The organism is Providencia sp. JGM181, from assembly GCF_018257375.1.
GTDB classification, from domain to species: Bacteria; Pseudomonadota; Gammaproteobacteria; order Enterobacterales; family Enterobacteriaceae; genus Providencia; species Providencia lanzhouensis.
Window position 1 is genome coordinate 1 of record NZ_JAERJY010000045.1, and the last position, 23,393, is coordinate 23,393.

Below are 23,393 nucleotides of genomic sequence, written 5' to 3' on the forward strand. Positions count from 1 at the left end.
ATCTATTATTTATTTTCACTACGAAAATTAATTTCCTTTAAGATGGCTGGGGTACCAGGATTCGAACCTGGGAATGCCAGGATCAAAACCTGGTGCCTTACCGCTTGGCGATACCCCAATCTTAAATTCAATTTTAACCGAGAAGGAAAATGGTGCGGGAGACAAGACTTGAACTTGCACACCTTGCGGCGCCAGAACCTAAATCTGGTGCGTCTACCAATTTCGCCACTCCCGCAAATAAATGGTGGCTATGACGGGATTCGAACCTGTGACCCCAACATTATGAGTGTTGTGCTCTAACCAGCTGAGCTACATAGCCATCTTTTTTGCTTAACCTTCATCGGCGTTGCGGGGCGCATTATGCTAATTACAGGCAAGACAGTCAACAGCTTTTTGCACTATTTTTTAGAAAATGCGTCTGTTTGTTTGATGAATAATCATTTTGTCGATAAAGCCAGCAAAAAACAACCCCGAATTTGAAAAAATGTGATTTGTTATTATTAAGATGGTTAAAAATCACACTGGAATTTATTGCGCTATTTTGCTGTTTACCGATAAGAGAGAGCACAAAGTTAACTTTCTAATAATCTTTGGAGCAATTCCCCATTTAACATGGCGCGTTTTGTCAGCGCAAATGCACCAATTGCTGAATTATGAACCAGTTGCGAGGTAACAATCGGTAAGTTTTCACGGAAACCTTTTAATGCTTGGGTATCAATGCAGCTTTGAATGGCGGGTAATAGAACCTGCTCAGCTTCAGTAATGTCTCCGGCGATCACCACTTTTTCAGGATTAAACAAGTTAATAGTGATAGCGATGGCTTTACCAATTTGGCGTCCGACGTGTTGGATAACCTCGGTTGCCAGTGGGTCACCTTTATTGGCTGCTTGGCAAATATGGGTAATTGAACTGGTTTCAGGGGTTAATTGGCTCGCATAGCCTTGTTCTAAGCGCTGTTTCACGCGAGCTTCAATGGCTTGGTTGGAGGCGATGGTTTCTAAACAACCAAAATTACCGCAATGGCACAGGTCGCCTAGTGGGTCTACTTGGATGTGCCCAATCTCCCCAAGATTACCTCGATGATTAAGAAGGATCTCTTTATTAACGACTAAACCGGCTCCAGCGCCTCTATGAATGCGTACAAGAAGCGAGTCCTCACAATCTTGGGTAGCACCGAAATAACTCTCAGCGAGAGCTAGGCTGCGAATATCGTGCCCAACATAACAGGTGAGATTGAAATGCTGCTGTAGGTTATCAATCAGCTTCCAGTTATCCACTTTAATGTGTGGCATGTAGTGGACAATACCCGAATGCGGATTGACAAGTCCTGGCAATATCACCGAAATAGCAATCAGCTCACGGATGCGTCGCTGGTGCAGCGAGATAAAATCTTCAAGTGCCGCAATCAGTTTCTCTTCGACGATTTGCTGGGTGGGTTCTGTAATAGGGTAGTGACCGTCTGCCAGCATTTTGCCGCTAAGATCATACAGGGCGATTGTGGCATCGTAACGCCCCAAGCGTACGCCGATGGTGTGGAAATGTTTGTATTCGGAGACGATAGAGATAGCGCGACGGCCTCCGGTGGAGGCCTGCTGGTCTACTTCTTTGATTAAACCACGTTCGAGTAATTGGCGGGTGATCTTAGTGACACTCGCTGGCGCAAGCTGGCTTTGTTCCGCTATCTGAATTCTAGATATCGGTCCTTGTTGATCAATCAGGCTGTAAACGACAGCACTGTTGAGTTGTTTTACGAGATCAATATTACCAATTTGCTTTAGCGAGTGGCTTTGATTCATCAGCTAGTTACTCATTTTTATAGACTTCCTCTCCGTTTACATAAGTTGAAAGGACTTGGAAGTCTTGGTTAAAGGCAGTCAAGTTAGCCGTTTTGCCGGCTTCGATGGAACCTAATGTTGCCTCTACCCCAATGGCTCTTGCTGGGTAAAGGGTGGCCATTCTTAATGTTTCATCAAGAGGAATGCCAACATGTTCAACACTGTTTTTCACCGCATTAATCATGGTCAGGGAAGAGCCGCTCAGTGTGCCATTTTCATCGACACATAATCCATTGCGGTAGTATATGGTTTTACCTGCGAAGATAAAATGATCCATTTCACCTGTTTGGGGATCAATTCCCGCTGGTGCTGTCGCATCGGTGACTAAAACCAGCTTATCCCCTTTGAGTTGTTTACTATTGCGAATATTGGCCCATTGAACATGTAAACCATCCGCGATAATGCCCGCATAGACTTCAGGGGTATCGTAAATTGCGCCAACCAGACCAGGACCACGACCCGAAATATATGGCATGGCGTTGAATAGGTGGGTTGATGCGCGAATACCTGAGCGGAAGCCTTGACGCGCTTCTTCATAGGTTGCATTGGAGTGACCTGCTGAAACCACAATGCCAGCTTCGGTGAGCTGGTGGATAAAGTGTTGCTCAACGACTTCAGGTGCGAGCGTGATCATGCTAATTGCGTCAGCATGTGCTGCTAAGTAATCCATCATTTCAATTGATGGCTTACGGATAAATTCTGGGTTATGAGTCCCTTTTTTAATCAAATTAATGTAAGGGCCTTCAATATGTAAACCAAGCGCTTGGTTCTTATTCTGTTTCAGATATTCAGTCATGACATCAACGCCATGCTTCATCAGTTCATCTGAACAGGTAATGAGAGTTGGCAGAAAGCTAGTACACCCCGCACGCTCATTGGCTTTTTGCATGATTTCGAGGTTTTTCAATGTGACATTTTCTTCGTTGTCATTGAATTGCACGCCGCCACAGCCATTCACTTGGAGATCGATAAAGCCAGCCGATAGAATGGCACCTTTCAAATCTCTACGTTCGATATCGTGAGCGAGTTCGGATTCTGGGCACACCGCTTTGATGATTTCGCCATCAATAATGACTGCGTGGTTATCCAGTCTTTCGTGACCTGTAAAAATAATGCAATTAGTTAATGCGTACATAGCGTAAAACTCCTGACCGCGAGTAAAATGGGTCACCGACCCGCATCAGTATGGCGGGTCGGGTGTTCGATACTCTATCTATTTTAGGCGCTTTTAGAGACGCCAAAACAGAGGTGAGTATAAATTAATCAAATTGCTCTATATTCGAACATTCTAATTGTTTGAAATATTTGAGCGTTTTGACTTTCAATTCTAATGTTGCTGGCTCATCACAGACAATCAATGCTTTAGGATGTAGCTGCACACAGCTGATTGTCCATAAGTGGTTAACAGAACCTTCTACCGCAGCGTGAACGGCATCCGCTTTGTTTGCACCTGTCGCTAATACCATCAGTTCTTTCGCATCTAATAAAGTAGCAACACCCACAGTTAATGCATATTTAGGAACTTGATTGATATCGTTATCAAAGAAACGGGAATTAGCTTGGCGTGTTTCTGGCGTCAGCGTTTTGATTCGTGTTCTCGAACTTAAAGAAGAACCTGGCTCATTAAACGCGATATGACCATCATTACCGACACCACCCATAAACAGGTTAATTTGACCGTAGGATTTGATTTTGTCTTCATAGCGTTGACATTCAGCGTCGACATCAGGTGCATTACCATTGAGTAAATTGATGTTTTCAGCTTGGATATCAATGTGATTGAAAAAGTTTTGGTGCATGAACGTGTGGTAACTTTGTGGATGATCTTTTGGAATACCAATGTATTCATCCATATTAAATGTCACGACATGCTTAAAGCTGACTTTACCTGCTTTATATAAGGCAATTAATTCTTTGTAGGTGGCAAGCGGTGTTCCGCCAGTTGGTAAGCCTAGAACGAAAGGGCGTTCAGCTGTCGGATTGAATGCGTTGATTTTATCAGCGATGTACTGTGCGGACCATACGCCAACATCATGAGCATTATTTAATGGGATAAGCCTCATGTACTTTTACCTCTAGTGTTTCTTTAAATTTATACTTGTAGGACCCCAAATCTCAATTGTGTTGAACATTTTCAACATTTTCTTATGACTGAGGTACTTGGAGTATATACAGCAAATCATATAAAAAACTTATTTTTAATCATAAAATAAGTTTTCGAGAATAGCTACTAATTTAGTCAATATTAGGTTTCTTTCGTTGACATTTATCACAGTTTCCAGCTATTTATTTTGTATCGCGAAAAAATTCATCTATTCTATGAATTGCTATAATTAAGCGACTTCGGATATATTTCCGATGCGTGAAAATAAGATCCTGAAATGGGACAAAAATAGAGCGATACAAAGGGGGAGTTTGTGAATATTCTTAGCTACTTACAGCGGATTGGTAGGGCGCTTATGGTGCCTGTCGCCGTATTACCAGCCGCCGCAATCCTTATGGGGATTGGTTATTGGATTGACCCAGATGGTTGGGGCGCCAATAGCGCAATCGCTGCGTTACTGATCAAATCCGGTGCAGCCATCATCGACAACATGTCCGTGTTGTTTGCGATTGGTGTTGCGTACGGAATGTCTAAAGATAAAGATGGTGCAGCTGCATTAACTGGTTTTGTCGGCTTCTTAGTGGTGACAACACTGTGTTCGCCTGCGTCCTACTCAATGATTATGAGTGTGCCAGTGGAATCCGTCCCTGCTGCATTCAATAAAATCAATAACCAGTTCGTGGGTATCCTTGTTGGGGTTCTCTCTGCTGAACTTTACAACCGCTACAGTGGCGTTGAGCTGCCAAAAGCGTTGTCATTCTTCAGTGGTCGTCGCCTCGTCCCGATTTTAACCTCATTCCTGATGATCATCCTGGCATTCATTCTGATGTATGTTTGGCCGGTGGTGTATAACGGATTAGTGGCGTTCGGTGAAAGCATCAAAGACTTAGGTTCTGTTGGCGCGGGTATCTACGCTTTCTTTAACCGTCTATTAATTCCTGTTGGCTTACACCACGCACTGAACTCTGTATTCTGGTTCGATGTGGCGGGTATTAACGATATTCCTAACTTCTTAGGTGGCGCGAAGTCCATCGAAGCAGGTCTGGCAACAGTTGGGATTACGGGTCGCTACCAAGCGGGCTTCTTCCCTATCATGATGTTCGGTCTGCCAGGTGCGGCTCTGGCTATCTATCACTGTGCACGTCCAGAAAATAAAGCCAAAGTGGCTGGTATCATGATTGCAGGTGCGTTTGCTGCATTCTTTACTGGTATTACTGAACCACTTGAATTCTCATTTATGTTCGTTGCGCCAGTACTGTATGTGATCCACGCATTATTGACCGGTATTTCTGTCTATATCGCGGCAACAATGGAATGGATTTCAGGCTTCGGCTTCAGTGCAGGGCTGGTGGATATGTTCTTACAGACACGTAACCCACTCGCAACTCACTGGTATATGCTGATTGTTCAAGGCTTAGTCTTCTTCTGCATCTACTACGTGATTTTCCGATTCATGATCCGCAAATTCAACCTGTTAACGCCAGGCCGTGAAGTCAGCGCGGGTGATGAAACGGTTGATGGCTATGACGAAAACGTCAGCGATGCACACAGTGATGAAAGCGAAATTCAAAAAGAAGCTCGCCAGTATATTGCAGCAGTAGGTGGTAGCGACAATATCGTTAACATCGACGCTTGTATCACGCGTTTACGTTTAGGCGTAAAAGATTCAGCGGTAGTCAACGACCCACTAGCTAAACGTATTGGTGCATCCGGTGTAATCCGCCTGAACAAGCAAAACGTGCAAGTCATTGTGGGAACTCGTGCTGAACTAATCGCTAAAGCGATGACGGAAGTGATGGCAAAAGGCCCTATTGCGGCATCTGCGCCAGTTGCTGCTCCAGAAAAAAGCCAGCAAGCGGCACCAGAAAAAGCAAAAGGTAACGCGGTACTGTCATTAATCGCACCAGTTAGTGGTGAAGTTTACTCACTGGATCAGGTTCCGGATGAAGCGTTCTCTAGCCGCATCGTTGGTGATGGTATTGCTATCAAACCAACAAGCAGCGAAGTCGTGGCGCCTGCCGCAGGGACAATTGTGAAAATTTTCCCTACTAACCATGCATTCTGCCTCGAAACCGCGAATGGCGTTGAACTGATTGTGCATATGGGGATTGATACCGTTGCATTAAATGGTGAAGGCTGTGAGCGTTTAGTTGAAGAGGGTGCTGAAGTTGAAGCGGGTACACCGATTCTGAAACTCGACCTGCCATTCCTTGAAGCGAATGCAAAATCAATGATCAGCCCTGTTATCATCAGTAATATTGATGACTTCGCGGGTGTTGAGATTTTAGCGAAAGGTCAGGTTACTGCCGGTGAAACCGTTATTTATCACGTATTAAAATAATCTACGTATAGATAAAAAATACCGAGCAGTACCTAGGAAATGCCAGCTTAATCAGCTGGCATTTTTTTATCTAAATTATCCGTAATTAATATCCATAGCATTAATTCAACAAATATTAACTTCTAAGGTATTAATTCCTATATTAATCAATCATGTATTCGGTATAACCGAATTTAACTTTTTGGCACTTATTACTATTTTATTTCTCTTATGGCTTATTTTCTTTGAAGTAAATTTCCCTTGTTGGCGAGGCGAAAAATCATTTAAGGAAATCGGTTGGTTAAAGGAAGCTGTTTTTAAAGGAATAAATAAGATGATGTCAAAAATAACGCTCGTGAGTGAAGCTAGCGAATATGTGTTTCAAAAAATGAACCATTTTTTTCAATGTTCAGGGAATCCGATTCGCATTCGTAGAATGAACAAAGAGAATTTAAAGTATTGCAATATCAGCTCGTTAGCAATGGAAGAGCCTTTAGATTGGCTTGAGTATCAAGAAATTGTTATGACCAAAGAGAGCTTTAGTTTCTGTTTTAAACTTATTAGCCGTAACCGAATTTTAGTCCGAATACCCGATAAAGCAGCGGGAGGTTGTGTCTGTAGCTATGACCCTCATAGCCGTCGAGCGACAATTGAAATACTGCAAAATTTTGAGAAAAACAATAAAGCATTAGATGGAAAAATGATGGTTTACTCATTGCTGAGTATTTTATTTTTTCTCATCAAGGTAGGGGGAGAGGGGGTCTATATTAACAACCCGGCTAACGAAGATCTTCTTGACTATTATATTGATGAATTGGGTTTTCAGGACGTCTTTAAAGATGGCTGCCTACTGTATAGCACCAAGCAGCAACTGTTTAATCTCTTTGATGCGTTAAGGGAGCAGTGGAAACCCAAAGCAGGCCGAAACATAACAGACATACCTAATGAGAACGAAGAGCGATTTGCTGATGAATTTATGCGTTTGATTATCAGTGTCGCTCAAGCGATTAAGCAGATGCCCAAAGCGCCGAAAGGGGAATCTGTTGGGAAATTTGCAGAGGATTTTGATGTATGGCGAAAAAGTTAATTGATTGAATATATTGAGGCTTGTAACTCAAAGGTTATGTTTGTTAATTAATTTGGCGAAATCTCAAAGCGAGTTGTCAAATCTGCATAAGCACGGGACGGTTCTCAAGGATAAGATAAAAACTCAACCATCTTTGAGGATCATCCTGTGGATTTACTACTTTGTTTATTTGGTTTCATTTCAGGGATCACAACAGCGCTGTTCGGTTTCGGGGGCGGCTTTATTACAGTACCCCTGTTATATGCCTTAATTACCCTTGTTTGGGGACCTCGCCATGATGCCAGTGAAGTCGCGATGCAAATCGCTGTCGCTACGTCCACATTTGTGATGATTTTCTCATCAAGCTTGTCGAGCCGAGCACACTACCTGAAAGGGAATTTCAACTGGCAAATTATCAAACCTTTTATGCTACCTATTTCACTTGGCGGCATTTTAGGTGCGCTCATCGCGCTATCGGTAGACAGTGAATGGATCCGCTGGATATTTATCGGTTATCTCATTATCACTATTCTCGATTGCTTTATTCGCCCCGGATTTATGCAAACCCAATCAGAAGGTAATACGTTAATAAGAGGCAAATGCATTGAGGACACGCTCATCGGTACAGTGATCGGTACCGTCGCGGCATTTTTAGGCGTAGGGGGCAGTGTGATGACGGTACCTTTGATGCGTCGCCGTGGAGCGAGCATGTTGCAAGCGGCGGCATTTGCTAACCCGCTGACGTTACCGATGGCAATCACGGGCTCTTTGATTTACTTCTATTTTGCGATGGAAAAGCACCTTGAATTAGGCTCCGGCTTCTTAGGTATGATTTATATTAAAGGTGCCTTAATTTTGATTGCTACCTCGTGGCTAGGTATTCGCTTTGCTTCGTTTTTGATGCCCTACTTGAGTGATAAACGCCATGCTCAAAGCTATCCCATTTTACTGATGGTAGTTCTTGGGGTCATGCTATTCGTATAAATAGCCTATTTTTTGATAAAAATCCCCCTTTGCCATTGCTTTTGCCGACTAACCTTAATCAAACGGTTGTTTCTGGACGTATTATGGTAGAATATACTCGGTTACTATACGAATTTAGCGCGCTTTTGGCACTGAGGAACGATGACAATGAATGAGGCAGATGCTCGCCCAACTAACTTTATCCGTCAGATCATAGATGAAGATCTGGCGACTGGGAAACACACATCAGTACATACCCGTTTTCCACCTGAACCGAATGGCTACTTACACATTGGCCATGCGAAATCAATTTGCTTGAACTTTGGTATCGCGAAGGATTATCAAGGCCAGTGTAACTTACGCTTTGATGATACTAACCCGGTCAAAGAAGATGTTGAGTATGTGAACTCCATTCAAAATGACGTCCAATGGTTAGGTTTCCAGTGGAGCGGCAACATTCGCTACTCATCTGATTATTTTGATATTTTATACCAATACGCGATTGAGCTTATCAAAAAAGGCCTTGCCTACGTTGATGAATTAAGTGCGGATGAAATTCGTGAATACCGTGGCACATTAAAAGAGCCGGGTAAAAACAGCCCTTATCGTGAGCGCCTGATTGAAGACAACTTAGCGTTATTTGAAAAAATGCGCGAGGGTGGCTTCGAAGAAGGTAAAGCGTGTCTGCGTGCGAAAATCGACATGGCATCGCCATTTATGGTTATGCGTGACCCTGTGCTATACCGCATTAAGTTTGCGGAACATCACCAATCCGGTAACAAGTGGTGCATCTACCCGATGTACGACTTCACTCACTGTATTTCTGATGCGCTGGAAGGCATTACACACTCACTGTGTACATTAGAATTCCAAGACAACCGCCGCCTGTATGACTGGGTACTGGACAACATCACGATTGACTGCCACCCGCGTCAGTACGAGTTCTCTCGTCTGAACCTCGAATACACGGTAATGTCAAAACGTAAACTGAACCAATTAGTGACGGAAAAACACGTTGCTGGTTGGGATGACCCACGCATGCTGACTATCTCTGGTTTACGTCGTCGTGGTTATACTGCGGCATCAATTCGTGAATTCTGCCGTCGTATCGGTGTCACTAAGCAAGATAACAACGTCGAAATGGCGGCATTAGAATCTTGCATCCGTGATGACCTGAATGACTCAGCACCACGCGCAATGGCGGTTATCGATCCAGTTCGCTTAGTGATTGAAAACATGCCCGCAGGTGAAGAAATTCTGAAGGCACCAAATCACCCGAACAACCCAGAAATGGGAACGCGTGAAGTGCCATTTAGCAATGAGCTGTATATTGACCGTGCAGACTTCCGCGAAGAAGCTAACCGCCAATATAAGCGCCTGGTATTAGGCAAAGAAGTGCGTCTGCGTAATGCTTACATCATCAAAGCAGAGCGCGTAGAAAAAGATGCAGAAGGCAATATTACCACTATCTTCTGTACTTACGATGCAGGCACATTAAACAAAGATCCAGCTGACGGTCGTAAAGTCAAAGGTGTTATCCACTGGGTAAGTGCAGCACATGCACTGCCAGCGGAGATTCGTCTGTATGACCGCCTGTTTACGGTACCAAACCCAGCAGCTGAAGATGATTTCTTATCCGTGCTGAACCCAGAATCTCTGGTCATTCGCCAAGGTTTTGTTGAACCAAGCCTGCGTGATGCGCCAGCAGAAAAAGCGTACCAGTTTGAGCGTGAAGGTTACTTCTGCGCAGATAACAAACTGAGCAGTGCGGATAAGCTGGTGTTTAACCGTACGGTTGGGTTGCGTGATACGTGGGCTAAGATTGAGTCTAACTAAATCCTCGTTATACTTCGCGCTGTAGCGGCGTTGGCTGCACTCACTAATCCTAGTCACATAACTTATGTATGTTCCTAGGGATTAGCTGAATCCTCGTCATACTTCGCGCTGTAGCGGCGTTGGCTGCACTCACTAACCCTAGTCACATACTTATGTATGCTCCTAGGGATTAGCTCATTTGCCGCCTTGCTACAACGCGAATTATTTAGAGGATTGCTGAGATAGGTTTAAAAACAGCCTAAAAACAGCCTAAAAACAGCCTAAAAACAGACCTCCAATTACTGGGGGTCTTTTTATATCAAAATACCGTTGTGGGCGTAGCAGAACACCCACAGAAGATTCAACGTTGGTTTGTGAAGTCTTTCAATCCATAGACCAATGCTTCTACCCAAGCAGCATAATCATGACCACTTGACCATGAATGGAAGCTGGTTTTGTAGTGTTTATCTCGCAAAACATGTTCAAGCTCTTGGCTATTAAGCCAAATGCCGCCATCAGCACCTTGGTTTTCAAATAATCCTGCTTGTATCCAGAAACTGATCGGATAATGCGGCGATTGCTGATATTGACGAGTTAACCATCCTGGCTTTTCACCTTCAGGTGCCCACCAGTACGAGCCAGATAGGCTCAGCACATGACTAAATTGGTTTGGATATCGCAATGCGACCCAGGACGATGCTAATCCTCCATAACTTGCGCCAGCCACAATCGTCTTTTCATTATTTATTTCAATACCATTTTTGCTCACCCAAGGTAGCAGTTCCAGTGCCATAAAATCAGCAAAAGCTTGATTTGGAGGGAGTTCCTTGGAGCGACGTTTACTATCCAGACTATCTATAAAGACAATATTAATCGGGGGTAATTGATGATTAGCAATCAAACCATCAATTACATTGGCGGTGTGATATTTATCCTGCCAAATTTGACCATCAAACAAAAATAATGTCCAACTAACAGGCGTTGTCGCTTTTGGGCGATAAAGAATGATTTCCCGACTATTTCCAAGGAACTCACTTTTTAATGTCTGTCGAGTCAAAGAGCCATGACGTATAGGCTGCTTCATTGTATCGCGGGTAAAATACCGTGAGGGTTTTAAATCAAGTAAAGATGAAGTGTTCCACTTATCATCATTTTCTATACTCATAGTCGTGGGATTTAAAGGATCGGCTTGTGCAGTGACCAAAATCGCACGGCGTTGTTCACGCGCATTGCCATCTACTTTAGGAACGTCAGGTGCCAATTGATATTGCATACGCGTATCTGTGGGTACCACGTAGCTGCGAAACCAAACATCGGAGTCACCCAGTTTAAACATGGGATCATGATCGCCTGCCGGAGACCCTAAAATGAACACATTACCGCGTGCTGCACGCCACAAAAAAGTGACTCGTTTATGAGATGTATCTACGGGTTCAATTAAAGGCGTACCGATGAGTTGCTGTTTTTTCCAAAATGCATCTGTTGTTCCTCCTGCTGCCAGCTCCTTTGCGAGTTGCTGTAAAGTAGGACTGACTGGATTAAGTTTTCGCATGCGATTGAGTGGCTGAGTTTCTGTCATTTGCCAGTTAAACTGCCATTTACTACCGTTACTTCCATATAACATTAATGATGAAACTTGCCCTGCCGGGGATGAAAAAAGTAGCGATTTTTCTCCATCAGCAGGTCCTGCTTCCAATAATGTGCGTAAATGATGGTTTTGCTGGTCGAGCAATTGTGCTCCTGTTGCCCCTTTTAGTGTGGCAGAAATATAGTTTTCATTAAGCGCTGGAAGCACAAAGCAAACCTTACCTTCGGTATCGAATACACCTTCTTGAACCCCTTGGAGAGGTAGTTCTGTGCAAGGCGCAGCTATTGCAGGTACTGCACTTAAAGCGGCCATTACGTAAAGCAAAACAGACTTCATGAGCCCTCACTTTCAAGTTAATCGTTATTATTAATGAGATAGCAAAGGCTATATCTCAATTTGACATAACCTTTGTTCTTACTCGTTGTTTTACCAAGTGTAATCAAACGTGATAGTACCAGTTCGGCCTATGCCATAAAAGCAGGCATCACTCATACCACAGGATGAAACATAATGTTTATCCATTAAGTTATTAACGTTTAACTGTATCGTCGCGCCTTTCAAAGAGGGTGAAATATTGGCAAGTTCATAGCCAACCATCGCATCGTAAAGTGTTACCCCAGGCACAGAAAAGCTATTATCCGCCCCTGCTTTGCTGGATCCGATATAACGCACTCCCGCTCCGGCTTTCAGTCCATTCAGCATCCCTGAGTTTTCTTCATATTGCCCCCAGACAGAGGCCATATTTTTAGGGATTCGAGGAAATTCTTTTCCTTTTTCAGCACTGTTTGACGTTTCAAGCACTTTGGTTTTGGTATATGAATATGCTGCTGTAACGGCAAATTTGTCGGTAAGCTTACTGTTTATTTGGGCTTCCACACCTTTACTTTCACCCTTGCCGATTAGCGTCATATAACCTAATTCAGAATCGTATTTGGGAATGTTTTTTTGCTCGATATGATAGAGAGATAAGGTCGCCAGCGTTTTTTGGTCAGGGGTGAGGTACTTGATACCGATTTCTGTTTGTTTTGCTGTTTTAGGATCAAACGGTTTACTTTCTGGCTTTCTGTTGGTTGCAAGGTTTGGTTCAAAAGAGGTGCTGTAGCTAATATAAGGGGAAATACCGTTATCAAATGAGTATAACAATCCAACTAAGCCTGTTAATTTACCATCATTTTGTTGTGATCTGTCACTGATCGTTCTGTCAATCGTTTTGACTTCAATCCAGTCATATCGGGTGCTAGCTAATAAGTTCCAGTTATTCCATTCGATTTGGTCTTGAATATAAATACCGATTTGATCGCTTTTTTGCAGCTGGTCGGTGAATAGTGTCTGCTTGGATTCATCAATTTTCTGGTATTGGGGGTTACGCCAATCAATATCATAATTGCCGCTTCTGTCACGCCAAAACTGTTTATCCTCTTTAGTCCATTTGTAATCGACGCCGACTAATAGTGTTTGATAAAGCCCCCCATTATTAATGTCGAAATTTAAATGGGTATCAACGCCAAATGTATTGAGTTTCGTTTTTTCGCGCTGAGCCATTCGTTTTAGTACATAAGGATAGTTTTTAGCTTCACTTGCTAAGGTATTAAATACTAAGTAATTATATTTTTCATCAATCTCTGCATAGCGTGCTTTTTGTACCAATGAAATTTTATCACTAAAATTGTGTTCAAATTCATACCCGATACTATGTTGTTTTTGTTTGGAAATATTATAGTCAGGATTGCTTATATTGAAGTCTTGCGGAATTTTTCCTTCCGGGGTTGATTCAAGCGTGCCAACTTTAGGAAGAAAATTTCGGTAACCATTTTTCGGTGAGTTTTGTAAGTAAGCCAGAAGAGTGAAAGTAGTGTCTTCATTTAGGAATGATATGGCGGGAGCGATGGCATATTTTTCTTCTTCATAGTCTCGAACCTGAGTGTCTTTCTTTTTTGCTAGGCCATTTAAACGGTAGAGGATATTTCCATCATCCGTTAGCTTGCCACCCAGATCAAAAAATCCTTCCGTTTTATTTCGATTACCGACCCGTAGCTGAATTTTATTGATGCTCTGCGCGGTTGGTTTTTTGCTTGTCATGGCAATAACCCCACCAGGGCTTATTTGCCCATACTGCACAGATGCCGGTCCTTTAATCATCTCAATTCTGTCCAGAAACCAAGGCTCGGTTGTCCCCATTGACGAGGACGCATTTCCGCCAAAAGGAATGCCATCTAGAATTTTGTTCGCATAATCAAAACCGCGACTGAATACCTCATCATTGCGATTCGAATCACCACGGTATTCGGTAACCACACCGGGTGTATACCTCAGTGCATCCACAACGGTTTCTGCCGCTCTGTTTTCTATTTGGGTTTTGGTCACCACATTCACCGTCTGTGGTATTTTCATTATCTGAGTTTCATTCTTCGTTGCAGAAGACGTCGTTGTTGCAGTATATGAATCACTTGAGCTTGGTGTAGTCACAACCAGAACATCAGTTGCTGAAGCTGCGAATGGCGAAACTATTAACAGTGATAGCGCTGATAGCTTATTTTTATTTAACATAGCAATACCTGTTCATCCCTATTTTCAACGTGAAATTTAAGACGGTATGGAAACCTAGCAGTGCAAGTTTTCACACGATGGATATTTTTTTGATTTGGTCAGGAGGGTATAAAAGTGAATTTCTTTTTACCGTTCATACTTACACCGATGTATTCTTCGATATCTCTGGCATAAATATATCTGAATTAAACCAATGTACTCTTAATATGAGAGTTTAAAATTTTTAGATTAAAAACATAGAGATATGCGAGTTTGTGCATTGACACTCTATTGTTTTTCAAACTCAACCCTCATAGTCTATATGATAATAATAATCATTTGAATATATATGATAATAATAATCATTAAGAATAACATATGGTAATTAATTAGTTTTTTATGTTTTAGAAAGTCAGCATTTCAATCAAATTGCTCTTTGCTCCATGAGGCAACTATCAACTCATTCCATCAGCACATCTAATGCTTCGGTCTGCATAGGGTTATAAGATTCGGATTGTGATTGGCGGATATATTGGGTCAGAAAAAACTGACAAATAAAGCGCCCGCTAGCTATTGGGGGCGCTTTATTAATAGGGGGGATAGAGCGGGTTATTTGGTTGGTTTATCGACGTTATTTTTCAGTAAATCATGCAGATACTGATTGGCGCTGGTGACTTTACCTTGGGCATCGGTGACTTGGTACTCTTCTCCGGTGATAGAAGATTTTGATGCCACATTGTCAATAAACTGCTCTGTTGTCTGCAAACGCTTTTCGGTTTTACCCAGCTTTAAACGCAAATGGGATTCAGCTTCTGGTGCGGAATGACCGGAACCATTACGCGTGAAGGTTAAATTCTGCTGCTTACCCAGCTCTGTTAACAACGCTTCAGTACGCATTTTCTCTTCAGGGCTTAGCGCAAGGGCTTTGGTGGTGACGAAAATAGTTAAAAGAATCACTAAGATGGAAGCAAAACGGCGAGAGGCTTGAGTCAGTAACGATTGCACAGGAAACGCTCCGATAAGTTAAGATTGGAGAGATTATAGGCAGCCGCGATGAATAAACTATCAGTAATAGTCTGAGAATCACGCTTTAAGACAAACTTAGGTTTTAAAGGTATAAGTTAAGGCATAAAGCGGTAGCCAATTCCCGTTTCAGTTAAAAGATGTGCGGGGCGAGCTGGGTCATTTTCCAACTTCTGGCGTAAATGCCCCATATAAATGCGTAGATAATGATTATGTTCGACGTAACTCGGTCCCCAGACTTGCAGCAACAAATGGCGCTGAGTGAGCACTTTTCCGCTATTGGCGACGAGTTCGCTGAGTAACCGAAACTCAATGGGGGTGAGGTGCAGCTCTTCACTGCCTTTAGTCACGATACGGTTAATAAAATCCACGGTGACATCGCCAAATTGAAAAGTCGGGCTTTCTTGACCCGCTTTACCAAAGCGACGTAAAGCGACTCGGACACGGGCAAGCAACTCGCTAATGCCAAAAGGTTTTGTTAAATAATCATCGGCACCTGCATCGAGAGCGGCCACTTTCTGGGACTCTTCTTCACGAGCAGAAAGTACAATCAACGGAATACTGCTCCATTGGCGTAAATCACGGATCAAATTCAATCCATCACCATCAGGTAATCCGAGATCTAAAATCACTAAATCAGGCTGACGAGTGCCTGCTTCTATGAGCCCTCGCTGGTAATTTTCAGCTTCAAAAATTTTCCAGCCTTCACCCTCCAGCGCTAATCGAACAAAGCGGCGGATCTCTTTTTCATCTTCAATGATCAGGATTTGATGGGAACTCACAGTTTGCTAAGTGCTCCTAAATTTCGTTTTCGCTTTCGTTTTCAATCTCGGGTAACGGCTTTAACGGCAAAATAAAATGGAAGCTGGCGCCACCTTTTTCATTATTTTCAGCCCAAATTTCCCCTTCATGGAGATGGATAATAGCACGACAGATAGCTAAACCTAAGCCAACTCCCGGAATTGCCGATTCTTTTTGTGCGCGGGAAAATTTATCGAAAATGGTTTTTTCTTGCCCGTCGGGAATCGCATTGCTGGCATCCCACACTTCGATATGGGCTTTTTGTGATTCGATAGACGCACGAATACCAATCGGCGTATCGCTATCACTGTATTTTATGGCATTTTCGAGCAAGTTAATGATAACGCGCTCAATCAAGTTACCGTCACAATACAAGAGTAAATCGGCTGGAATATCAATATCAAGTGGGTGACTATCTAAAGTGTAGTCCAAGATGCGAACTGCGCTGCTCGTAATTTCTTGCAGAGATTCCCATTCCAAATTGGGGTGGATCCCCCCAGATTGTAAGCGAGCCATATCCAATAAATTGTTCACTAAGCGCGAAGTGCTTAACACCTGTTGGCGCATCTGGCTGACTTGTGCGGTGAGCGGTGAATTTTCGGCTGATAACTCCAACATCAAAATTTCGCTTTGACCAAATAAAACAGTCAGTGGCGTTTTGAGATCATGGGATAGGGCTGCCAGCAGTGAATTTCGTAATTGCTCCCGTTCAACATCCAATTTGGCTCTCTCTGCTTGTTTGGTCAGTTGCAGGCGGGAAAGGCTACTGGCGATTAATCCGGTAAAGGTTTGCAACATACGTTGCTGCTCGGGGATCAATAATTGGCGAATATTACGCGGCTCAATGGCAAGCACAGCAAGGGTTTCATCCGCCGTCGTGATGGGCTGTAATTGGTACGGCACGCTGGGAAGTGTGTCCGTCCCTGCACCGGCGGGCTGACGTTTATCGAAGCTCCATTTTGCGATAGCTTTGTCGATTTGCAACTGGCTATAACCTTCGCACTGTAATGGCGTGAGTTGGTTGTTTTCATCAGGGAGTAACAAACAGGTTTTTGCCTGAAAGGCGTTGTTTAAAAAGTGGTAGCCTGTTTTGCCGATATCTTCCGTACTGAGGGCTTGACCTAACTCTTTGGTCATTTCATATAAATGGCGCGTGCGTTGTTCTCGATAACGGGCAATTCTTGCCTGATAGCGCATACCCGCGGTGAGATTCCCGACAACCACCCCCACAATCAGCATTACGGTAAAAGTCACCAGATACTGCATATCCATAATGGCTAACGAAAAATGGGGCTGGACGAAAAATAAATCGAAACTGATCACGTTGATTAACGCGGCGAAAACAGAAGGGCGACGACCGTAAAATAGCGCGACTAATACTACGCCCAATAAATAGAGGGTGACTAAGTTGGCTTTATCCAGCGCCAATAAAAAGGTTCGAGAGAATAGGGTAATGGCTGCACACATGGCGATCGCCATTAAATAGCCATTGACATCAGAGCGCCATTTTTCGGTAAACGGCTTTCTTTCAGGCTCTTTATCCCAGTCGCTTTTTTCTTCAAGGGCGACAATGATCAAATCTAAATCAGGTCCGAGTTTACCGAGTCTATCGGCAAAACCTTGGCGTAAATTGAATTTATACCATTTGCGGTGTTTATCGCGTCGGCCGATCAAAATTTTACCGAGATTATGTTCCCGTGCGTAGCGCAAAATGGCTTTTTCTTCATTAGGATCAGAAAGCGTGGTAGTTTCCGCACCTAAATCTTGCGCTAACCTCAAGGCTTTTAAAATAGCACGGCGCTGATTTTCAGGAAGTTGGTGTAATGTTGGCGTCTCTACATACACCGCATGCCAAACACTGCCGAACTTAGCGGCAAGGCGAGCAGCAGCGCGAACCAGTTTTTCATTGCCCGTATTATGCCCGATACACAGGAGTAACCCATCGCGGGTATGCCAAACGGGGGCTTCACCTTTACCATCGCGAAATTCACGCATTTGATCATCAACGCGATCAGCCGTGCGGCGCAGGGCTAATTCCCGTAAAGCAATTAAGTTTCCTTTGCGGAAGAAATGCTCGATAGCGCGTTCAGCCTGCCCCGGAATATACACTTTGCCTTCTTTTAAACGTTGGCGAAGGTCATCTGGAGGCAAATCCACTAAAACCACTTCATTGGCGGCATCAAAAATATGGTCAGGCACCGTTTCACGCACGCGGATACCGGTGATGCTGCCGACAATGTCATTTAAGCTTTCAATATGTTGAACGTTAACGGTGGTGAGAACATCAATACCCGCATCCAGTAATTCTTCAACATCCTGCCAGCGTTTAGGGTGGCGGCTGCCATTTGGATTACTGAAGGCAAGTTCATCCATCAAGATAATGGCAGGATGCCTTGCCAATGCTGCATCAATATCGAAGGCGTGCAGGCGACGCCCTCGATGACTGATTTTTAATGGAGGAAGTTGCGGGAGCCCATCCAGCAGCGCGGCGGTTTCTTCTCGTTCATGAGTTTCGACCACGCCAATCAGCACATCTAACCCTTGTGCTCGAAGGCGTTGCGCTTCTTGCAACATGGCGTAAGTTTTCCCGACACCAGCACAAGCACCGAAGAAAATCTTAAGCTTGCCACGTCCACTTTCGTTTGCCTTTACCAACAGGTCATCTGGGTTTGGGCGGATAGGCTCCTGATTATTCATAACTGACCTCAGTGATTTTGACTGTTAGCTTCCCGTTGATAGGTATCAAGGGCAAGGTTTAACTCTAATACGTTGACAACGGGCTCACCTAAGAATCGAAACAGGGGAGATTGAGTATTGTCAGAGATAAGCGATTTTACCTTGTCTATCGATAACTGTCTGTTTTTAGCAATACGCGGTGCTTGATATAACGCAGCGGCAACCGAAATATGGGGATCTAGCCCGCTGGAAGAGGCGGTCAGTAAATCCACAGGCAGAATATCACCACCATCGGGTTCATGCTGTTTCAATGCGACCGAACGCTCAGTCAATTCTTTGGTTAACAGTGGATTACTGATAGCAAGGTTACTGCCACCGGAAGCCAGTGCGTTATAGGGCATTTCTACGGTCACGGACGGGCGACCATAAAAGTAATTGTCATTTTGGTAAGACTGCCCAATCAACGATGAACCGATAATGCGATTATCTTGTAGGATCAGTGAACCCATCGATTGAGTTGGAAAAATGACATTAGCAAGCCCCGTCACGAGTAGCGGATAAGCAATCCCAGTCACCAGCGTTAACAGAACTAAAATCATCAATGAAGAACGAAACATGCTCATAATAGGCTCCTTAAATACCAAACAAGCTGATGAACATATCGATAAGTTTGATCCCCACAAATGGGACAATCAATCCACCTAACCCGTACAGGCTCAAGTTACGCTGTAAAAGTGATTGAGAACTCATTGGGCGATAATTTACCCCTTTTAATGCCAGTGGAATTAAGAACACGATAATCAAGGCATTAAAAATAACCGCCGACAGCAATGCCGAAGCTGGTGAGTGCAAATGCATAATATTCAAGGCATTGAGCTGTGGCCATGTGACCGCAAAACAAGCTGGAATAATCGCGAAGTATTTGGCGATATCGTTGGCAATACTGAATGTGGTTAATGAGCCGCGAGTCATCAGCATCTGTTTACCAATGTGCACCACTTCAATCAGCTTGGTTGGGTTGGAATCTAAATCCACCATGTTACCGGCTTCTTTCGCCGCTTGTGTGCCTGAGTTCATGGCAACCGCCACATCCGCTTGTGCTAATGCCGGGGCATCATTGGTGCCGTCTCCAGTCATGGCCACTAAGCGACCTTCCGATTGATATTGGCGGATTAATGCCAGTTTTGCTTCTGGAGTGGCTTCAGCTAAGAAATCATCCACCCCTGCTTCTGCTGCGATTGCCGCCGCGGTGAGGTGGTTATCCCCCGTGATCATCACAGTTTTGATCCCCATCGCACGCATTTGTGCAAACCGCTCTTTCATGCCGCCTTTGACGATATCTTTGAGCGCCACTACGCCGAGCACCGTTTGGCTATCCACCACGACTAACGGTGTTCCTCCTGTCTGCGCCACTTGTTCAACAAGTTTGTCGGCTTCGACAGGGAATTTTCCGTGATTTGCTTCAACATAACGGCGAATAGCGTCAGCAGAACCTTTGCGGATCATGCGTTCGCCGACGTTTACACCGCTCATGCGCGTCATCGCAGAGAAGGGTACAAAGGTGGCGTTCATAGCGTGAATATCGCGCTCACGTAAATTGAATTTCTGTTTTGCGAGTACCACAATACTGCGCCCTTCAGGGGTTTCATCCGCCAGTGAGGAGAGTTGAGCGGCATCCGCTAATTGTTGCTCCGAAACTCCACTTAACGGTAAAAACTCAGAAGCTTGACGGTTTCCGAGGGTGATGGTGCCCGTTTTGTCCAGTAACAGGACGTCAACATCTCCCGCGGCTTCCACAGCACGTCCGCTGGTGGCAATCACGTTAGCACCCAGCATGCGGCTCATGCCAGCTACCCCAATGGAAGAGAGTAGCCCGCCAATGGTGGTAGGGATCAAACAGATAAGCAGGGCAATTAGTACAATGATAGACACTGCGCCACCTGCACCCGCATATTCAGTAGCAAACAAGGTGAATGGATACAATGTTGCACAGACTAAAACAAAGATAATGGTCAGTGCGGTTAATAAGATAGTGAGCGCGATTTCATTTGGCGTTTTGCGGCGCTGTGCACCTTCAACCATAGAAATCATGCGGTCTAAGAATGTTTCACCCGGGTTAACTGTACATTCGACGATCAGCCAGTCAGAAAGTACGCGAGTTCCCCCTGTGACTGATGAAAAATCGCCACCGGACTCACGGATCACCGGCGCGGATTCGCCTGTAATGGCACTTTCATCCACTGATGCGCCGCCTTCAATCACTTCACCATCACAAGGGATGGTTTCCCCTGCGCGGATCAAGACGATATCGCCTTTGCGCAGTTGGTCTGAACTGACCATTTCTTGCGGCGCATCAAGAGAGGCAGTCGCCAGTTTAGTTGCACGGCTTTGCTGTTTGACGCCTTTTAAACTCTGAGCTTGAGCCTTACTACGACCTTCCGCTAAAGCTTCTGCAAAGTTGGCAAACAGCACCGTAAACCATAGCCATAAAGTGACCATGCCACTAAACCAAGCATTGCCTTCACTATAGCCAGCGACCATCGCTATCCATAATAAAGTCGTAATAATACTGCCGATGTAAACCACGAACATGACTGGGTTGCGCCATTGTGCTTGTGGTGTCAGCTTTTTAATGGCATCAATTGTCGATTGGCGAACCAGTTTGCTATCAAATAATTGTGTTTTTTGATTTTTCATTTTTTCACCCTCATTATGCCGCTAACCAAATTTGCAGATGTTCCGCGATTGGCCCTAACGCAAGCGCAGGGACAAAAGTCAGCGCACCAATGAGAAGAACTGTCATGATTAATAAACCGATAAACAGTGGACCGTGTGTCGGCAATGTCGCAAGGCTGGCGGCTTGTGGTTTTTTCACTGCCATAGAGCCTGCAATCGCTAATACAGGGAAAATCACACCGAAACGCCCGAGGAACATGGCGAGTGCCAACATGACGTTGTAATACGGCGTGTTAGCGCTTAATCCCGCAAAGGCGCTACCGTTGTTGTTGGCGGCGGATGAGAAGGCGTATAGCACTTCGCTAAACCCGTGAGCGCCCGGGTTAAGAATGCCGGCACGTCCTGCTTCGGTCATCAGTGAAATTGTGGTGCCGAGTAGCACTAAAGTTGGCGTGACAAGGATTGCCAGTGCCACCATTTTCATTTCACGCACTTCGATTTTTTTACCGAGGTATTCAGGAGTACGACCAATCATCAGCCCCGCTAAGAACACGGCAAGTAGTACAAACAGCAACATACCGTATAAACCTGAACCAACGCCCCCAAAGACCACTTCACCGATTTGCATCAGCCACATAGGAACCATGCCACCTAATGCGGTGTAAGAATCGTGCATTGAGTTCACAGCGCCACAAGATGCAGCGGTGGTGACAACGGCGTATAACGCAGATCCTAATGTGCCAAAGCGGTTCTCTTTCCCTTCAAGGTTAGCGGTACTGCTTGCGTGCAACTCACCTAAGAATGGGTTTCCAACATACTCTTCATGGATCACAACGGCGGCGGCAATCACGAAAATAATCGCCATTGCCCATAACAGGGCGTGACCTTGCTTGTTATCACAAACGGTACGACCAAAAGCAAAGCAAAGTGCCGTTGGAATAAGGAAGATAGCCAGCATTTGTACAAAGTTACTCAATGCCGTTGGGTTTTCAAATGGATGGGATGAGTTAGCCCCAAAGAATCCGCCGCCATTAGTGCCCAATAATTTGATGGCTTCTTGGGATGCAACAGGGCCCATTGGTAAAAGTTGCGGCGCACTATCAAGGTTGTTACTCAAAACATAAGGGGAGAAGTTTTGAATAACCCCTTGGCTGACAAAGAATAACGCAAAGATAATGGCTAATGGCAGCAGGAGATACAGCGTGATACGCGCTAAATCAACCCAAGCATTACCAATCGTTTTGCTGCCGTGGCGTGAGAATGCACGAATAAGTGCAAACACGACGGCTATCCCTGTCGCTGCCGAAAGGAAGTTTTGTACGGTTAACCCGACCATTTGGCTCAGATAGCTCAGGGTATTTTCCCCGCTATAAGATTGCCAGTTGGTATTGGCCACAAAACTAATTGCTGTGTTGAAGGCTAAGTCCCAGCTCATTCCCGGATAATGTTGAGGGTTGAGCGGTAACGAGCCTTGGCACATTAAAATGACGAAAAGTAAGCCAAAACCTAGCAGGTTAAACAGCAAAATGGCGATGGCATATTGCCAGTAATTCATCTCAGGGAGATCGCGCCCCACTTGTTTGATGCCGCTTAATCGCCAAAATACGGATTCACTTTTGGCAATCGTACGTGGCATATCTCCATCGATAAGATACGCAATGAAGTTGCCGAGTGGTTTTGCTAACAGCATCAGAACCAGTAAAAAACTGGCGATCAATAAAAACGCATTGGTGGCCATATCAGAAATTCTCCGCGTTGAGCAGGGCATAAATCAGATAAACCAGCAGTACAACAACAAGAACTGCCCCAGAAATGGAAAGTAGTGACATTGTTATCTCCTTATTATTTCCATTGCGCTAGGTTAGGCATTTGCTTGTAAAGAAGCTGATAAAAAAACAAGGTGGGGTGTAAAAATAGTATAAAAATGCCCAATTAAAATCGCCTCGTGATGATTGAGGAATTATCTAAGTATAGTTTGTTAATGGAATGTGATTTATTTG

The 23,393-nt window shown here is 44.3% G+C and carries 16 protein-coding genes and 3 tRNA genes; 4 read left to right on the forward strand and 15 right to left on the reverse strand.

Annotated elements, in window-relative coordinates; all coding sequences use genetic code 11:
• Positions 1-43: 43 nt before the first annotated feature.
• The 6 genes from JK188_RS08190 to nagB form a co-directional block, all read right to left on the reverse strand.
• Positions 44-118 (reverse strand) — tRNA-Gln (locus tag JK188_RS08190).
• 32 nt (positions 119-150) lie between these two features.
• A tRNA-Leu gene (locus tag JK188_RS08195) sits at positions 151-235 on the reverse strand.
• Between the two features lie 7 nt (positions 236-242).
• A tRNA-Met gene (locus JK188_RS08200) sits at positions 243-319 on the reverse strand.
• 253 nt (positions 320-572) lie between these two features.
• The gene (gene nagC, locus JK188_RS08205) at positions 573-1,796 is read right to left on the reverse strand and encodes a DNA-binding transcriptional regulator NagC (protein WP_036947633.1); all 1,224 of its coding nucleotides are present in this window, start codon (positions 1,794-1,796) and stop codon (positions 573-575) included.
• A 7-nt stretch (positions 1,797-1,803) separates the two neighbouring features.
• Positions 1,804-2,970, reverse strand: coding sequence for an N-acetylglucosamine-6-phosphate deacetylase (gene nagA / locus JK188_RS08210; protein WP_154634481.1), 1,167 nt, complete (start codon positions 2,968-2,970; stop codon positions 1,804-1,806).
• Between the two features lie 124 nt (positions 2,971-3,094).
• A complete protein-coding gene (gene nagB, locus JK188_RS08215) occupies positions 3,095-3,898 on the reverse strand; it encodes a glucosamine-6-phosphate deaminase (RefSeq protein WP_108479370.1) in 804 nt (267 codons plus the stop codon).
• Positions 3,899-4,252: 354 nt separating this feature from the next.
• Here nagB and nagE point away from each other — a divergent pair, with 354 nt between their 5' ends.
• The 4 genes from nagE to glnS all read left to right on the forward strand — a co-directional run bounded on the left by nagE (position 4,253) and on the right by glnS (position 10,124).
• Positions 4,253-6,280: an N-acetylglucosamine-specific PTS transporter subunit IIBC gene (nagE, locus tag JK188_RS08220; protein WP_132494246.1), complete on the forward strand. Its 2,028-nt coding sequence runs from the start codon at positions 4,253-4,255 to the stop codon at positions 6,278-6,280.
• 181 nt (positions 6,281-6,461) lie between these two features.
• Positions 6,462-7,346 (forward strand): hypothetical protein, encoded by an 885-nt coding sequence (locus JK188_RS08225; protein ID WP_211887944.1) that lies wholly within the window; start codon positions 6,462-6,464, stop codon positions 7,344-7,346.
• 147 nt (positions 7,347-7,493) lie between these two features.
• Complete coding sequence (locus JK188_RS08230) at positions 7,494-8,309, forward strand: sulfite exporter TauE/SafE family protein (RefSeq protein WP_211887945.1); 816 nt, start codon at positions 7,494-7,496, stop codon at positions 8,307-8,309.
• A 147-nt stretch (positions 8,310-8,456) separates the two neighbouring features.
• Positions 8,457-10,124 carry a glutamine--tRNA ligase gene (gene glnS / locus JK188_RS08235; RefSeq protein WP_108479374.1) on the forward strand — a complete coding sequence of 556 codons (1,668 nt, stop codon included), beginning with the start codon at positions 8,457-8,459 and terminating at the stop codon, positions 10,122-10,124.
• Positions 10,125-10,464: 340 nt separating this feature from the next.
• On the opposite strand, the gene JK188_RS08240 is transcribed toward glnS, so the two are convergent.
• The 9 genes from JK188_RS08240 to kdpF all read right to left on the reverse strand — a co-directional run bounded on the left by JK188_RS08240 (position 10,465) and on the right by kdpF (position 23,222).
• Complete coding sequence (locus JK188_RS08240) at positions 10,465-12,027, reverse strand: esterase family protein (protein ID WP_211887946.1); 1,563 nt, start codon at positions 12,025-12,027, stop codon at positions 10,465-10,467.
• A 90-nt stretch (positions 12,028-12,117) separates the two neighbouring features.
• Entirely contained in the window at positions 12,118-14,238 is a 2,121-nt protein-coding gene (locus JK188_RS08245; RefSeq protein WP_211887947.1) for a TonB-dependent siderophore receptor, read from the reverse strand.
• 588 nt (positions 14,239-14,826) lie between these two features.
• A complete protein-coding gene (locus tag JK188_RS08250) occupies positions 14,827-15,222 on the reverse strand; it encodes a DUF5329 family protein (protein WP_211887948.1) in 396 nt (131 codons plus the stop codon).
• Positions 15,223-15,338: 116 nt separating this feature from the next.
• Positions 15,339-16,022 carry a two-component system response regulator KdpE gene (kdpE, locus tag JK188_RS08255; protein ID WP_211887949.1) on the reverse strand — a complete coding sequence of 228 codons (684 nt, stop codon included), beginning with the start codon at positions 16,020-16,022 and terminating at the stop codon, positions 15,339-15,341.
• 16 nt (positions 16,023-16,038) lie between these two features.
• Entirely contained in the window at positions 16,039-18,738 is a 2,700-nt protein-coding gene (kdpD, locus tag JK188_RS08260; RefSeq protein WP_211887950.1) for a two-component system sensor histidine kinase KdpD, read from the reverse strand.
• Positions 18,739-18,746: 8 nt separating this feature from the next.
• Entirely contained in the window at positions 18,747-19,340 is a 594-nt protein-coding gene (gene kdpC, locus JK188_RS08265; protein WP_211887951.1) for a potassium-transporting ATPase subunit KdpC, read from the reverse strand.
• Positions 19,341-19,350: 10 nt separating this feature from the next.
• Positions 19,351-21,414, reverse strand: coding sequence for a potassium-transporting ATPase subunit KdpB (kdpB, locus tag JK188_RS08270; protein WP_036947835.1), 2,064 nt, complete (start codon positions 21,412-21,414; stop codon positions 19,351-19,353).
• 13 nt (positions 21,415-21,427) lie between these two features.
• Positions 21,428-23,131, reverse strand: a complete 1,704-nt coding sequence (gene kdpA / locus JK188_RS08275) for a potassium-transporting ATPase subunit KdpA (protein WP_211887952.1) — start codon at positions 23,129-23,131, stop codon at positions 21,428-21,430.
• A gap of 1 nt (position 23,132) precedes the next feature.
• Positions 23,133-23,222, reverse strand: coding sequence for a K(+)-transporting ATPase subunit F (gene kdpF, locus JK188_RS17985; protein WP_071524944.1), 90 nt, complete (start codon positions 23,220-23,222; stop codon positions 23,133-23,135).
• Positions 23,223-23,393: the final 171 nt, after the last annotated feature.

Bases quoted from the DNA above. Each gene is read 5' to 3' on its own strand.
- nagC (WP_036947633.1), bottom strand. From the start codon at position 1,796: ATGAATCAAAGCCACTCGCTAAAGCAAATTGGTAATATTGATCTCGTA.
- nagA (WP_154634481.1), bottom strand. From the start codon at position 2,970: ATGTACGCATTAACTAATTGCATTATTTTTACAGGTCACGAAAGACTG.
- nagB (WP_108479370.1), bottom strand. From the start codon at position 3,898: ATGAGGCTTATCCCATTAAATAATGCTCATGATGTTGGCGTATGGTCC.
- glnS (WP_108479374.1), top strand. From the start codon at position 8,457: ATGAATGAGGCAGATGCTCGCCCAACTAACTTTATCCGTCAGATCATA.
- JK188_RS08240 (WP_211887946.1), bottom strand. From the start codon at position 12,027: ATGAAGTCTGTTTTGCTTTACGTAATGGCCGCTTTAAGTGCAGTACCT.
- JK188_RS08245 (WP_211887947.1), bottom strand. From the start codon at position 14,238: ATGTTAAATAAAAATAAGCTATCAGCGCTATCACTGTTAATAGTTTCG.
- kdpD (WP_211887950.1), bottom strand. From the start codon at position 18,738: ATGAATAATCAGGAGCCTATCCGCCCAAACCCAGATGACCTGTTGGTA.
- kdpC (WP_211887951.1), bottom strand. From the start codon at position 19,340: ATGAGCATGTTTCGTTCTTCATTGATGATTTTAGTTCTGTTAACGCTG.
- kdpB (WP_036947835.1), bottom strand. From the start codon at position 21,414: ATGAAAAATCAAAAAACACAATTATTTGATAGCAAACTGGTTCGCCAA.
- kdpA (WP_211887952.1), bottom strand. From the start codon at position 23,131: ATGGCCACCAATGCGTTTTTATTGATCGCCAGTTTTTTACTGGTTCTG.
- kdpF (WP_071524944.1), bottom strand. From the start codon at position 23,222: ATGTCACTACTTTCCATTTCTGGGGCAGTTCTTGTTGTTGTACTGCTG.